We start from the raw sequence: 14957 nt of genomic DNA on the forward strand, positions 1-14957 counted from the left end.
GGTCAACTCTAGCATACAGTGGTAATTCATCACAAGCTAGAACTGCATTTTGAGCAAATGAAATTTCTTCTTGGGTAGGCTGATATTCATGAACCGAACCACCAAAATCGTCTTGTACTCTAAAATCACCTTGTTTGGCAATTTTTAATACAGCATGTGTGTAAATGCCTCCCATAAGCATTAATGATTTTTCACCTTCAGTCACAATATTATGCTGAAAAGGTTGTAACATCATAGGTTCATTTGCTATGAGTTTCGTAAATATAGCTTCGTGTTCTGAAATAGTTTCTGATGTAAGTTTATACGTATGACGAGCAGCACCCGAGAAAACAGGTTTTAATACAGTTTCTGAAAAGTTATTTTCGGTATGTAATTCTTCAAGCGATTTTTCACTTCCTTTTTTAATAAAAAGTGTGGGAGCACAGTGTATTCCTTTATTTTCTAAATCAATAAGATAACGTTTGTCAATATTCCAACGTATAAGATTTTCTGAGTTAATCATTTTCGTTTGCATACTAACGCGCTCTATCCAATCTGAGAATTCATTGAATCTGTCAAAATAATCCCAAGTAGATCTAAATAGAACATACTCTGTTGTTGACCAATCAAAATTGGTATCATCCCAAGATAGACGTGTTACCGTTAGCCCTAGTTTTTCAAGCGCATCTTGAACCAATTGATCTTCAAGTAGTACATTTTTGTTATACGCATTGATTTCTTTTGGGTTCACATAACGTCGATCTGTGAGTATGACAACATCGTAGTTTTTCATGACGGCAAATTAAAGATTTTTTCGAAACAGTGATTGCTATTTATTCTGTTCATAATAATCTATAATATGTTTCGGGATCTCAATGCCATTTGGTAATTCTGGATCAGAAATTGGGAATTCAGCAATTTGTTTTAAAGGAACTAAACCCGCCCAAATAGGTAAATTATAATCTTCGGGTTCATCATTCACACCAACATCTCTTACTTTTGCTGACGCAGTTTCTATAGTAAATTCAATCACTATTGTTCGGTCTAGCTCTTTTTGATACATGGGTCTAAGTGATTTCCAATGGTTTGGTACCATAGTATCTACAATCAGTTCTAGAAAATGAGCTTTGCTAGCGTCATCTTCTACTTTTTTTGTGGTTCCGAATAAGGTTGCAGATCTATAGTTTACTGAATGATGTAAGCCAGATCGAGCTAATACTAATGCATCTAAATGCATAACCGTAATAGAAGTTTTTTTAGCTTCTAAAATTGATAATAACATTCTATTTGCGGTCGAGCCATGTAAGTAAATCTTATCATTTACTTTAGCATATGCCATAGGTATAGAGACTGGATAACCATCATATATATAGCCTACATAACATAAGAACCCCGCGTTAAGAATCTGATTTATTTTTGCAACATCATAGGTTGCGCGATTGGCACCTCTTTTTACACGGTTTAATTTAGATTTTGGATATTCTTTCATGTTTTTGATAATAATAATTATTTTGATAGGCCTTAAAATCTAGATTTTCTGAGTTAGCTAACACATGCTTAATCCATGCTTTGCGCTCGTGGTAAAAGACTTCCAATTCCCAAATACAAACCAATTGTTTCGGGTTATAAATTGAAGAGATAATTTTTGTTGGTGATTTAAAATCTGAAAAATAGATATCAGTCTCAATCATATTTTCACCAGTCCACCAGCTTAATAATATAAGAACACCTTCTCGTGCTTCATGAACTATTAAAAAGGCATGCCTATGAGTAGTTATAGTTGATTTTCGGACTTTTTCAAGCCAATCAGGTAAAGTTTCTAAACAAGTATTTAATGTAACCGTAGATTCAAAATTACTTCTATTCGTTATGGTATAGACTTTTGTATCAAAACCAGTTGAGCCAACCGTTTTAATAAATTCAATTTTTCTATGTTCGTATTGCTCAAACTCAGGTTTCATCGTTTTTCTGGTAATATATTTCTTAATGTATCAGAAAGTTTCTTGGTCTTTTCTAAATCTTTAGGTTTATAGATTTTTTTAGAAGAGCTAGGGTATTTTTCTAACATTTTTGATGGTCGAATGGGGCGTTTTACAAAATTACCACCACAACTTGGGCATACATTTTTAAACAACTCTATAGCGCATGTTGTACAATAGGTACACTCAAAAGAGCAAATCATTGCATCAGTTGAGGTGTTGGGTAAGTCTTTGTTACAGTGTTCGCAATTGGGTCGTAATTCTAACATGTTACAAGTATCTTTCTTTTATGATTTCTATGTGCCAGATATCATGACCAGGAATAATAAATGCAGCAGCTCTTGCAGAAAGATCCGAACCGCTTGCATTTCCTATTTGCTTTAGATTTTCATCAGAAAGACTTTTGAGTAATATGATTGAGTTTTCTCTATTGACTTTAAACTCTTCAAGTAAATCAGTGATAGCTTTATCACTTGCGCCAGAAGGACTTATATAAATGTTTTGATCAAAACCTGCTAATGGAGTTTTGTCATGTCTAGCGATGCGTAAGCATCTGTACATAAAGATACGCTCGGTATCAATAAGATGTTGTAAAAGCTCTTTAATTGACCATTTAGTATGCTCGTATCTATAATCTAATTTATCCTTTGGGATGGATGTAAAGAAGTTAATTACAGATTCTTTTCCATTTTCATAGCTTGTGATTAATTTTTCATGCTCAGAAAGTTTATTAATATATCTAGCGTAGTACTCATTAAACTCTGAAGGTTTTAGTGTTGATCTTTTCATTTATTACTTATTTATATTTCAAAAATACTATTTTTATGGACTGTTATTTTCATCCAGAATTCATTTAATTAGTAGTCCAGATGTTTCCTTATAAAACGAGTTTAAAGATCAATAAAAAAAATGGAAGACCTATCTATCTTCAACTGGCAAATCAGCTTATTGAATTAATCAAGGAAAGAAAGTTACCGCCAAATACCAATTTGCCAGGTAGCAGAACAATGGCTGAGTTGCTAGCAGTACACAGAAAGACTATTGTTGCTTGTTATGAAGAGTTACTATTACAAGGGTGGGTTGAGAGTATTCCTAAAAAAGGAACTTTTGTACATAGCAACTTACCAATGCTACAAAAACATGATTTTTTAGATGCTGACTCAGAAATGACTTCTAATGCTTTGGGGTTTACATTTTATAAAGACGAACATCTAAATAATCATCATTATTCAAATAGTGAAGGATTTATAAAGATTGATGATGGCGTTTCTGATGAGCGCTTAACACCAATTGACGAATTAGCCATTATTTATAGAAAAATTGCAGGTAAAAGAAATAGCCATAAGCATTTAACGTATGGATCTACCTATGGTAATGAAAAGCTACGTGAAGTTTTGGTTAATTACTTAAATCAAACAAGGGGGCTAAAAATTAAAAAAGAGCAGCTTTTGATAACACGAGGTAGTCAGATGGGTACCTACCTTGCTGCGCAATTGTTATTACAAAAGGGAGACATTATTATTGTTGGAGAAACAAATTATGTTGCTGCAGACATAACCTTTAAAAATAGAAATGCAACGCTATTACGTGTACCAGTCGATAAGAATGGCTTAGATATAAAAGCGATTGAAGAAGCATTAAAAAACAAAAAAATAAAAGCAGTTTTTGTGACTTCGCATCATCATCATCCAACTACTGTAACGCTTTCCGCTGAAAGGCGCATTCATTTACTTAATCTCGCTAAAGAGCATCATTTTGCGATTATTGAAGATGATTATGACTATGATTTTAATTACAATCACGCACCCATCTTACCCTTGGCAAGTCATGATATTCATGGTAATGTAGTTTATATTGGCTCTGTATGTAAAACGGTAGCACCCGTGTTTAGAATAGGTTATTTGATTGCTCCAAAAGAATTTGTAGAGGAGGCAGCAAGATTAAGAAGAATTATTGATCGGCAAGGGGATGCTTTGTTAGAACTCACTTTTGCCGAGTTTATAAAATCTGGTGATTTAGATAGACATATTAGAAAAGTATTGAAGATTTATCAATCTAGAAGAGATCTTTTTTGTAAACTCTTAGAAGAAGAATTGAGTGAGTATTTTGAATTTACCATGCCAAAAGGAGGAATGGCAGTTTGGGCTACCTTACATAAAAAATACGCTTGGCGAGATGTCTCTAGAGTCGCTAGAGAATTTAATTTAGAGGTAGGTAATTGGCAACGTTATGATATGGCAAATACAAAACACAATTCAATACGAATTGGCTTTGCTACCAAAGATGAAAAAGAAATTGTTGTATTGATTGAAAAACTAAAACAAACAATGAAAGAAATTAGTAAGATGTAAAAATCTTTCTAAACTTTTTTGGTAGTTCATTAGTGATAGAAATTTTTTCCTTTGTAAAAGGATGCTCAAATTCTAATTTAGACGCATGTAAAAACAGTCCTTTTCCTTTTAAAATTAATTCGTTTTTAAAATATTTTTTATCGCCTAAGATAGGATTGCCAATAGCGGTTAAATGCTTTCTTAATTGATGTTTTCTACCTGTACTAGGATTTAATTCTACTAAATTTAAAAATTTAAAACGTTCTGAAACAACGGTCTGTAAAACTTTATATTGAGAAGAAGCATCTTTATTATCTATTTGAAAATCGATGGAGCCGCTATTTTTCATTTTACCTATAGTAACTGCATGATAAACTTTTCGAATTTCTTTATTTTCAAATAATCTATTCAAAGCAATAATACTAGTATTTGTTTTGCCAATTAATAGAAGTCCACTTGTTGGGTAATCTAACCGATGTACAGGTTGTGGCTTTGTGGCATCCTTTAAAGTGCTATTTTTAAGGTTTTGAACTAAAGCATTTTTGATTGTTGCGAACTTATTTCCGCTAACCGAAATTCCGGATGGTTTGTTAATAATTGCCAAATAATCATCTTCAAATAAGACTTCTAAGCTTACGTTAAATTTCCTTAATTGATTACTTACGGATTCTTGGTATAATTCAATGGTTTCTCCACCTTTAATAAACAGCGCTGTTGACGCAATTTTACCGTTTACTAAAACCAACCCTTTTTTTATGGCTTTTTTTAGACTTGATTTTGTAGTTAGTGAATTAAAAATTCCTACACCGTACTCTTGTAATCTCTCTGATTTCTTGTACCTAGGAACTTTATGAGTCTCTATAAGCTGCATTAAAAGCCAACAGCGGTATCATCACCACGTCTATCGGCGCCTCCTTCGAGTGCGCCATCTGGTAAAACTAAAATACCATCTACTTTGCCAATTACAGGAGAGTCTTCTTCATTAATTTTATAACCTAAAGTTTCTAAGCTTTGTGCTAATTCTCTTGAAAAAGAATTCGGTTCCATTCTAATTTCATCGGGTAACCATTGATGATGAAACCGAGGTGCATTCACAGCTTCTTGCATACTCATCTCAAACTCATGTACATTAAGAATGGTTTGTAATACTGAAGTGATAATGGTTGATCCACCAGGGGTACCTACAGACATTAGTAATTGACCATCTTTTTCAACAATGGTGGGCGTCATAGAGCTTAACATACGTTTTTCAGGCACTATACTATTCGCTTCTGCTCCTAAGAGTCCAAACATATTTGGTACGCCAGGTTTGGCGCTAAAGTCGTCCATTTCATTGTTTAAAAAGAATCCTAACTCACTGCAATAAAGTTTAGAACCATAAGCCCCGTTTAAAGTGGTTGTAGCTGAAATTGCATTGCCGAACTGATCTACAATAGAGTAGTGGGTGGTTTCATTACTTTCGACAATTTGAACTTTGCCATGTGAAACATCGGTAGATAGTGTAGCTTTGTCAAAAGAGAAGTCTTGCATTCTTGCTTTTAGATAGTTTTCACTAATGAGTTCATCCTGAGGTATGGTTACAAAATCGGGATCTCCTAGATAATAACTTCTATCGGCATATGCTCTACGTTCAGCTTCGGTAATTACTTGAATTGTTTTCGTTGAATTATGCCCATATTGTGATACATCATAGGGTTCAATCATTTTCATGATTTGTGCCAGACAAACACCACCACTCGAAGGGGGTGACATCGAAATGATCTTTAAATCATCATAGTTAAATGTAACTGGAGTTCTCCATCGAACTTCATATTTTGCTAAGTCTTCTTCTGTAATTATTCCTCCGTTTTCTTGTATAAATTTTGCTAAGGTCTTGGCTGTTTCACCTTTATAGAATCCGTCACGTCCATTTTTTAAAATCCGAGTTAACGTTTTAGCTAAAGCAGGATATTTTATAGTATCATTTTCTTTCCAGTATTTGTCGAATAGAATTGAGTCTTTATTAACTTCTAGAAAATATTTTTGATATTTTTTTATACGACTCTCTTGTTTTTTAGTGACAATAACTCCTCGATTTGCTAAATCTATTGCTGGTTGAATGATTGCTTCAATAGGTAATGTTCCGAACTTTTCATGCACTGCAAAAACTCCCGCAATACTACCAGGAACACCAACAGCTAAAGCACCTAAAGTACTTTTGCCTTGTATTACGTTTCCTTGCTCGTCTAGATACATATCTTTTGTTGCAGCCAATGGTGCTTTCTCGCGATAATCTATAGCGCCTATTTCGCCATTATTTTTTCTATACACCATAAAACCACCACCGCCTAAGTTACCTGCATAAGGATAGGCTACTGCTAAGGCTAATTCTGTTGCTGCCATAGCATCAAAAGCATTACCTCCTTTTCTGAGCATAGCAACACCTATTTTTGATGCTTCGGCTCTTGCCGAAACTACCATTGCTTTGTCAACTATAAGTCCTCTTTTTTTAGCTTGCTTAACAGCTAGTTCTGGCGCGTTTTTACACGCAATTAATGTTACAATCAAAAGGAATAAGGCAAGTCTTTTCATGTGGATAGATCAATTAGTTTTTGATTTGAAAAATCGATTAATTCTTTAAAAAATGAGGTGAATTCTTCTTCAAATTCATTATAAAAAATATTGAGTTCACGCACAGCATTGTTCATGCCCGATTTGTTTTGTGTACGACGATTCATGCCTTCTAATACCTTTGCGATTCCATCAATAGATGCATAGCTAAGTAACCAATTATCTGCAATCATATAGGGCATCATCTTTTGTATTCTAATAGGTAAAATCTCAAAATTAACCTCTAAAGAATCATAAAAGCGATCGACATACTGTGGCAATGGTATTTTAGAATAGTTTACCCAGTTTTTTGCTAAAAAATGATCATAAAGTATATCTACTATAATACCAGAATAATGGCTGTAATTTAGATGTAATCTTTTAGTGCTTTTTCGTACGGTTGGATGCGTATCTGTATAAGTATCAATAGCTCTATGCAATAAAATACCGGTTTGAATTTTTTCGGGATACTTTTTGTATTGTTTTCCACGAATACCATCGGCCATAAAATTACCAATAGTTACCAGTTGGTCATCACCCGATAAGTAAATATGTGCCAAGAAGTTCACATGGTGAAAATAAGAAATAAAAAGAATTTTAAGCTGCCTTCTATGAAGATACTTTTATAATCCGCTTTCTGGATTTACAAGATGCCATCTCATTTTATCGAGTAATTCAATCAGTGTATCTTTTTTACTTGTTTCACATACTACAAATTCATGCCCACCGTTGTTTGTTATTAGTACCGATAAACCTTTACTTTTAACAGCAACGCCTAACTTTTGTAAATAAGAACTTGTCCAATCATTACTTGTAGGGTGAGGTAGTGTATATTTTGAAATATATTGCATCTTTTTAAGCGATTTTCGAGTGTCTTTAGCTTCTTCGCCGTACCCCATTAAACCTTCTCGCATAAGAATTCTATGCATAGCAACTTTAAAATAATCTAATTCGTTATCTGCATTCGTCCATTCTCTTAAGTAGATATTGGGATCTAACACAATTTCTCCTTTAAAATTTTTCTTATCCCAATTTGGTAACGATCTGATGGCATAATCTCTATGCACCATATCAAATTTTTTAGGATCAATAAAAGATAACCATATCTTTTCTACAATTTCTTCGCGCTCTTCTTTGTTATAAAATTTTTCGCCTAATAAATCTACTATTTGTAGTAAATATTCTTTATCAAGAGATAAGCCTTCAAGTTTAGGATTATTCTTTTTATAATCTTTAAGCTTTTTCTTAAATTTTATCTGTGTATAATCAGGCTGCCCCTCTTGCGAATGAGTAGTACATAATATCGCGAATAAAAAAGTTACAAAAAGTACTATTTTTTTCATTTGTGCTTGTTTGTTGCGATTTATAAAAAAACCGCTCATTTGTAGAACGGTTTTTTCGTCGATAAAGTATATATTATCGTAAAAATTAAGGAGTTACTAATTCCCAATCTATTTTCTTGAATAAATCAGTTATTTTTTCTTTTTGATCTAGCTTACAAACGATAATATCGTAGTATCCTTTTGTTACTAAAGCAACAAGACCTTTCTTCTTTAATTCAACATTAGCCTCTTCGAGATATGAATACGCCCAATCATCATCGTCAGGATCTTTAAAATTCAATTCTTTCGTAAGCAATAGTTTATTAAAAGAAGATTTAACTGCTATAGCATCATCACCATGACTTAGCAAGCTATAATGATCTAAAATTTTGTTTAATGCTAGTTGAAAATATTCGAATTCATCGTCATTAACGGTCCATTCTGTTAAATAAGGATTTGGTTCTAAAACCATTTCGCCGTTTGCATTCATTTTACTCCAATTACGATTCGTTTTTACAGCAAAATCTTTATAAACAAAATCAAAGGTTTTAGGGTTAGAAATAGCCAACCAGGCTTTATTAATAATGTCTGTTTTTTCTTTCTTTGTATAAAATGAATCACCAAGCAATTCAATAATTTCAGAAACTAATTTTTTATCGATACCGAGTTCTTTTGTTCTGGGAATCGTTTCTTTGTACTTATAAATAGTACTGCTAAAAGTAACTTTAGAATAATCTGTCTGTCCTTCAGTAGTAAAAATTAAAGCCAAAAATGTTAAGGGGAAGAGTAATTTTTTTACCATATAGTACAATTAGTTATACATCATTTTTTTCATTTTAAAAAATGTCTATCTACATTAACCACAATAGATTAGGTGTAAATGTACAATTTTTAGATTAACTAATTAAACTAAGAAACAAATAGTAATAGATTGTATAAAGGGGTTTCATAGCTTAGCACTGCTAAATTACAAAAAAGAAACCATCTTTTTAGAGATATTTATAAAATGCAAAGATTCGTTAATAATTGGTAGGCTTTTGACAATATAAAGCTTTTGACAAATTAGTTATTTAGCATCACAGGCATTACTAACATGGTCACATTCTCACCATCTTCTAAACCATCAATTGGAGTTAAAATACCCGCTCTGTTCGGAAGTGACATCTCTAGTAATACCTCGTTAGAATTTAGGTTGTTGAGCATTTCGACCAAAAACTTTGAATTAAAGCCAATTTGCATATCATCACCTTCATAATTACATTGCAAACGTTCATCTGCCTTATTCGAGAAATCAATATCTTCAGCCGATATATTTAATGAAGTCCCAGCCATTTTCAAACGAATTTGATGTGTTGTTTTACTTGAGAAGATAGATACTCTTCGCACTGAATTTAAAAAAGTACTTCTATCGAGCGTAAGTTTATTTGGATTCTCCTTCGGAATCACAGCCTCATAATTTGGATATTTTCCATCAATTAATCTACATACTAGAACACTAGTATCAAATGTAAATTTTGCATTAGATTCATTGTATTCGATGGTAACTTCTTCAGTAGATCCACTTAAAATACTTTTCAGTAGTGTAAGGGGCTTTTTTGGCATAATAAATTCGGCTACTTCAGAGGCAGATACATCATCACGAACATATTTTACAAGTTTATGGGCATCAGTCGCAACAAACGTTAAATTTTCTGGTGAAAACTGAAAGAAAACCCCACTCATTACGGGCCGAAGATCATCATTACCAGAAGCGAAAATTGTTTTATTAATAGCAGTAGCTAAAATATCAGCAGAAATTGTGGTTGAGCTTGGTGAATCTAATTCAATAGCTTTTGGGAATTCGGCACCGTCAGCATACGCTAACGCATATTTACCACTATCTGAACTAATTTCAATGGTGCTATTCTCTTCAACTACAAAAGTTAAAGGTTGTTCAGGAAAAGTTTTTAACGTATCTAATAATAGTCTTGCAGGTACAGCTATCGATCCTGATTCATCAGCTTCAACATCTATGGTTGTACTCATGGTAGTTTCAAGATCTGATGCAGATATTTTTAGCTTATCATTACCTAATTCAAATAAAAAATTATCTAAAATTGGTAATGTATTACTACTATTAATTACACCACCTAGTATTTGAAGCTGCTTTAATAATTGTGTACTAGAAACTATAAATTTCATCCTGCTTTTTTGAGTTTTTAAAATAAGTTTACAAATATATTTTATTTCACTGAAGCTGCAAAGTATAAATACTATTCAATTCGAGAAGTTAATAACAATTTGTTAAGGTTTTCATAACAATTCATAAGATGTTGCTTTTAATGTTTAGATTTGCTTTAATCGATTTGATTAGACTAACCATGAAACATTTTATTTCGTTCCTTTTATTAGGGTTGTATATCTCATTATCTTTTGGGCAAAAGCCTGTAACACAGAACCCCTCAGAGATATACGAATCATTACAAAAACTAAATTTTTTAGGTTCTGCTTTGTATATAGCAGCGCATCCAGATGATGAAAATACACGGTTAATCTCATATTTTTCAAACCATCTCAAAGCTAGAACAGGGTATTTGTCGTTAACACGAGGAGATGGAGGGCAGAATTTAATTGGGCCCGAACTAAGAGAATTATTAGGGGTCATGAGAACGCAAGAATTACTAGCTGCACGTCGTATAGATGGAGGTGAACAATTTTTTACAAGAGCCAATGATTTCGGGTATTCAAAACACCCCGATGAAACATTAGCTATTTGGAATAAAGAAGAAGTACTTAAAGATGTAGTTTCAATCATACGAAAGTTTAAACCCGATGTTATTATCAATAGATTCGATCATCGAACACCTGGCACCACACATGGACACCATACATCTTCTGCCATATTAAGCACAGAGGCATTTGATTTAGCGAACAAATCAAGTTTTCAAACCCATTATGGTAGTGTTTGGCAACCAAGACGGTTGTTTTTTAATACATCATGGTGGTTTTATGGTTCTCAGGAGCGTTTTGCTAAAGCAGATAAAAGCAACATGCTAAATTTTGACATAGGTGTGTATTACCCCTTGAAAGGTATGTCAAATAATGAAATTGCTTCGATTGCCAGTAGCCAACATTTATGTCAAGGATTTGGGCGTTTAACTACTAGAGGATCACAAAAAGAATATATTGAGCTTGTTAAAGGTGATATGCCTAAAAATAACAATCCTTTTGAAGGAATTGACACCTCATGGAATCGTATTAAAGGAGGTAAAGCTATTGGAAAACTACTTAATTCAGTAGAAAGTAATTTTAATTTTACAGATCCCACAATCCATGTACCTGATTTAATGAAAGCATATCAGCTCATTAATAGATTAGAAGATGCGCATTGGCGTGAGATCAAACTAAAGCAACTCAAGAACATAATTAGTAGTGTTTTAGGCTTATATATAGAACCCTCTGCTAGCTCAAATTATGTGGTTCCAGGTGATAGTATTGATGTAACTATTGAAGCATTGGTACGAGCTAAAGCGGATGTTGAATTAACTTCAATTCAATTTTCAAATCAAAAGAAACCGATTATACAAAACCTTGGTTTAATAGAGAACAAAAGAGAAATACTCAAGCAACAAGTATTTATCTCACCGAAAAGTAATTATACTACCCCTTATTGGTTAACAAATAAAGGCTCATTGGGTATGTACAGTGTTGAAAATAAAGCCTTGGTGGGCCAACCAGAAACCCCTAGAGGACTTTTGGTTGACTTTAATTTAGAAATAAACAAAACACCAATTACTATAACCAAGCCTGTTGTATATAGGTATGCAAAACCAGATAAAGGCGAATTATATAAACCTTTTGAAATTTTACCACCAGTTTCTGTAAAAGTTGACCATGCTATTATCATTTCTAAACCAAACGAAGCAATTGAAGTAAATGTTACCATAAAGGCGCTAAAAAATGATATAAGTGGTTATGTAGAACTTGAAATGCCTGAAGGTTGGGATAGTCCAAAAATAAAAGATATCAGTCTTGTAAGTAAAGGTGAAGAAAAAATGGTTTCATTTCTAGTAAATTCTTCATCTACCACGGTAAATAATCTTATAAAACCCAAATTTATTATTGCTAATGAAGCCTATGTAGATGAAGTAGTGGAAATAAATTATGATCATATTCCTTCGCAAACTGTATTAGTACCTGCTGAAGTGAGCGTAGTTCGTTTAGATATAAAAAAGAATGGAGAACGCATTGCCTATATTCAAGGAGCGGGCGATAAAATCCCTGAAAGTTTAGGTCAGATTGGGTATCAGGTAGATGAACTTAAAGACAATGAAATAACGGCGGATAATTTGCAAAAGTATGACGCGGTGATCCTTGGTATTCGTGCTTATAACGTAAATGAAAATGCTAAATTTTATCAAAAAGACTTACATGAGTATGTAAAAAATGGAGGTACGCTATTGGTTCAGTATAATACGAGTAGAAGGCAAGTGGTAAAAAAAGTTGCACCTTTTGACCTTAAACTTTCAAGAGATCGCGTTACCGATGAAAATTCAGAAGTTACAATACTTGCTCAGAATCATGAAGTAGTTAATTATCCAAATAAAATAACAAAAACAGATTTTGATGGTTGGGTACAAGAACGAGGCTTGTATTTCCCTAATGAGTGGAGTGATGAATTTGTGCCAATCTTGGGAATGCAAGATAAAGGAGAAACTGAAAAACAAGGAAGTCTGTTGATTGCAAAGTATGGTAAAGGTTATTTTATTTATACAGGTTTAAGTTTCTTTAGAGAGTTGCCTGCTGGAGTTTCAGGTGCCTATAAGCTATATGCAAATTTATTATCTATTGGAAAGACCCCAGAAGACGAATCATCAGAAAAATAATATGAAACCATCAAGAAAATATAAGTGGGAAAAAACATACACTATAGTTTTGGTGGCTAATGCTATTTATATTCTCTTATTTTTTCTAATTACAAATTACTTCTCTTAAACTTTTATTATGCAACAATTAGATTGGATTGTCTTATCATGCACCTTAATCTTTATTGTCTTATATGGAGCTTGGAAAACAAAGGGAAGTAAAAATGTAGAAGATTTTATAAAAGGTGGTAATGATGCCAAATGGTGGACAATCGGTCTATCAGTTATGGCTACGCAGGCAAGTGCGATTACGTTTTTATCGACTCCAGGGCAAGCATTTCATAGCGGAATGGGTTTTGTGCAGTTCTATTTTGGGGTACCTCTTGCAATGATTTTTATTTGTATGGTATTTATACCGATTTACCATCGACTTAAAGTTTTTACAGCATATGAGTACCTCGAAACTCGCTTTGACCTTAAGACAAGAACGCTAACGGCTATTTTATTTTTAATTCAAAGAGGATTAGCTGCTGGTATTACTATTTTTGCCCCCGCAATTATCTTATCTGCCGTTCTTTCTTGGGATTTAATTACACTAAATATAGTTATTGGTGTTTTAGTAATTATTTATACTGTTTCTGGTGGGACTAAAGCTGTAAGTGTTACTCAAAAGCAACAGATGGCGGTAATTTTTACCGGAATGTTTATTGCCTTTTTTATTATTTTAAGCCAGTTGCCTGATGGAGTTACTTTTACGAAAGCATTGAATATTGCTGGTAGTAGTGGCAAAATGAAGGTGCTCGATTTTTCTTTTGATCTTAATAATAAATATACAGTTTGGACAGGTCTTATTGGAGGTACTTTTTTAGCACTTTCTTATTTTGGAACAGATCAAAGTCAAGTACAACGATACCTCTCTGGTAAATCTATGAAAGAAATGCAATGGGGGCTCATATTCAATGGATTGTTAAAAGTACCAATGCAGTTTTTTATTCTGTTGGTAGGTATCATGGTTTTTGTTTTTTATCAATTTAATGATACACCTTTAAATTTTAATCCAGACGCAAAAAAGGTAGTTCAAAGTTCTTCGTATGCTGATGATTACATAGCATTAGAAAAAATACATAAAGAAATAGAAAGTGAAAAGAAAACTTTGCAAATAGCGTTGATTCAGAACCCAATTAATACGCTTAGTAAAGAACGTGTTGCAGAATTAGAATATCTCGATAAAAATATTAGAGCCGAAGGTCAAACCGTTATTAAAAAGGCAGAAGAAGAGACAACTATAAAAGTTGAAGCTAATGACAAAGATTATGTATTTATCCATTTCATTTTAAACAATTTACCAAAAGGTTTAATAGGTTTATTGCTAGCGGTTATTTTATCTGCCGCAATGTCATCAACGGCTTCAGAATTAAATGCTTTGGCTTCTACAACAACCATGGATCTTTTTAAGAGGAACATCACCAAAGAAAAATCTGAGAGGTATTATGTAAATGCTTCGAAATGGTTCACACTACTCTGGGGAATTATTGCCATTATAGTAGCTTGTGTCGCTAATTTATTTGATAATTTAATTCAGCTGGTTAATATTATCGGCTCTATATTTTATGGTAATGTTTTAGGGATATTTTTACTCGGATTTTTTATAAAATTTGTAAAAAGTAATGCAACCTTTTTGGCAGCTTTGATTACACAGGTTTTTATTATAGCATTCTTTTATTATGGTATTTACTTGCCAGAAAGTAGAGGGGAAGCTCCAATAATAGGCTATCTATGGTTGAACCTTGTTGGTTGTGTAATGGTCATGGTGTTAGCTGTATTATTTCAATCCTTTAGTATTGCAACTAAAGAAAGAATAAATTCATAATTGTTATACTTTTTTTGAATTTAATTAGTTCTATTTAGAGTAAA

14 protein-coding genes are annotated in these 14957 nt (G+C 32.9%); 3 read left to right on the plus strand and 11 right to left on the minus strand.

Translation table 11 applies throughout. The features are described from left to right. The 5 genes from AC1EUY_RS06725 to AC1EUY_RS06745 form a co-directional block, all read right to left on the minus strand. Positions 1–772: ATP-grasp domain-containing protein (locus tag AC1EUY_RS06725; protein WP_480194743.1), on the minus strand; the 772-nt coding region annotated here is incomplete at its 3' end. A 36-nt stretch (positions 773–808) separates the two neighbouring features. Further along, complete coding sequence (locus AC1EUY_RS06730) at positions 809–1468, minus strand: pyridoxamine 5'-phosphate oxidase family protein (RefSeq protein ID WP_480194744.1); 660 nt, start codon at positions 1466–1468, stop codon at positions 809–811. Continuing rightward, positions 1446–1940 (minus strand): hypothetical protein, encoded by a 495-nt coding sequence (locus tag AC1EUY_RS06735; protein WP_480194745.1) that lies wholly within the window; start codon positions 1938–1940, stop codon positions 1446–1448. Before AC1EUY_RS06735 ends, AC1EUY_RS06730 begins: the two co-directional genes overlap by 23 nt. Continuing rightward, positions 1937–2227 carry a DUF1272 domain-containing protein gene (locus tag AC1EUY_RS06740; RefSeq protein ID WP_480194746.1) on the minus strand — a complete coding sequence of 97 codons (291 nt, stop codon included), beginning with the start codon at positions 2225–2227 and terminating at the stop codon, positions 1937–1939. The genes AC1EUY_RS06735 and AC1EUY_RS06740 overlap by 4 nt, the downstream gene beginning before the upstream one ends. Before the next feature lies 1 nt (position 2228). After that, a complete protein-coding gene (locus tag AC1EUY_RS06745) occupies positions 2229–2747 on the minus strand; it encodes a DinB family protein (RefSeq protein WP_480194747.1) in 519 nt (172 codons plus the stop codon). An 80-nt stretch (positions 2748–2827) separates the two neighbouring features. Here AC1EUY_RS06745 and pdxR point away from each other — a divergent pair, with 80 nt between their 5' ends. Next, the gene (pdxR, locus tag AC1EUY_RS06750; protein WP_480194748.1) at positions 2828–4309 is read left to right on the plus strand and encodes a MocR-like pyridoxine biosynthesis transcription factor PdxR; all 1482 of its coding nucleotides are present in this window, start codon (positions 2828–2830) and stop codon (positions 4307–4309) included. Here the strand turns inward: pdxR and AC1EUY_RS06755 are convergent. From AC1EUY_RS06755 to dnaN, 6 genes are all read right to left on the minus strand, one after another. Further along, positions 4296–5159 (minus strand): RluA family pseudouridine synthase, encoded by an 864-nt coding sequence (locus AC1EUY_RS06755; RefSeq protein WP_480194749.1) that lies wholly within the window; start codon positions 5157–5159, stop codon positions 4296–4298. The two genes, pdxR and AC1EUY_RS06755, sit on opposite strands and share 14 nt — an antisense overlap. Next, the gene (gene ggt / locus AC1EUY_RS06760) at positions 5159–6859 is read right to left on the minus strand and encodes a gamma-glutamyltransferase (RefSeq protein ID WP_480194750.1); all 1701 of its coding nucleotides are present in this window, start codon (positions 6857–6859) and stop codon (positions 5159–5161) included. The genes AC1EUY_RS06755 and ggt overlap by 1 nt, the downstream gene beginning before the upstream one ends. Beyond that, positions 6856–7446, minus strand: a complete 591-nt coding sequence (locus AC1EUY_RS06765; protein WP_480194751.1) for an acyl carrier protein phosphodiesterase — start codon at positions 7444–7446, stop codon at positions 6856–6858. The genes ggt and AC1EUY_RS06765 overlap by 4 nt, the downstream gene beginning before the upstream one ends. Before the next feature lie 54 nt (positions 7447–7500). After that, complete coding sequence (locus AC1EUY_RS06770) at positions 7501–8220, minus strand: hypothetical protein (RefSeq protein WP_480194752.1); 720 nt, start codon at positions 8218–8220, stop codon at positions 7501–7503. A gap of 85 nt (positions 8221–8305) precedes the next feature. Beyond that, positions 8306–9001: a hypothetical protein gene (locus tag AC1EUY_RS06775; RefSeq protein ID WP_480194753.1), complete on the minus strand. Its 696-nt coding sequence runs from the start codon at positions 8999–9001 to the stop codon at positions 8306–8308. Between the two features lie 260 nt (positions 9002–9261). Further along, the gene (gene dnaN, locus AC1EUY_RS06780; protein ID WP_480194754.1) at positions 9262–10380 is read right to left on the minus strand and encodes a DNA polymerase III subunit beta; all 1119 of its coding nucleotides are present in this window, start codon (positions 10378–10380) and stop codon (positions 9262–9264) included. Between the two features lie 179 nt (positions 10381–10559). On the opposite strand from dnaN, the gene AC1EUY_RS06785 reads away from it, so the two are divergent. Further along, positions 10560–13064, plus strand: a complete 2505-nt coding sequence (locus tag AC1EUY_RS06785) for a PIG-L family deacetylase (protein ID WP_480194755.1) — start codon at positions 10560–10562, stop codon at positions 13062–13064. Positions 13065–13182: 118 nt separating this feature from the next. Further along, complete coding sequence (locus AC1EUY_RS06790; RefSeq protein WP_480194756.1) at positions 13183–14913, plus strand: sodium:solute symporter family protein; 1731 nt, start codon at positions 13183–13185, stop codon at positions 14911–14913. The last annotated feature ends 44 nt before the right edge of the window (positions 14914–14957 follow it).

The sequence above is a fragment of the Maritimimonas sp. 2210JD6-3 genome (assembly GCF_056591795.1).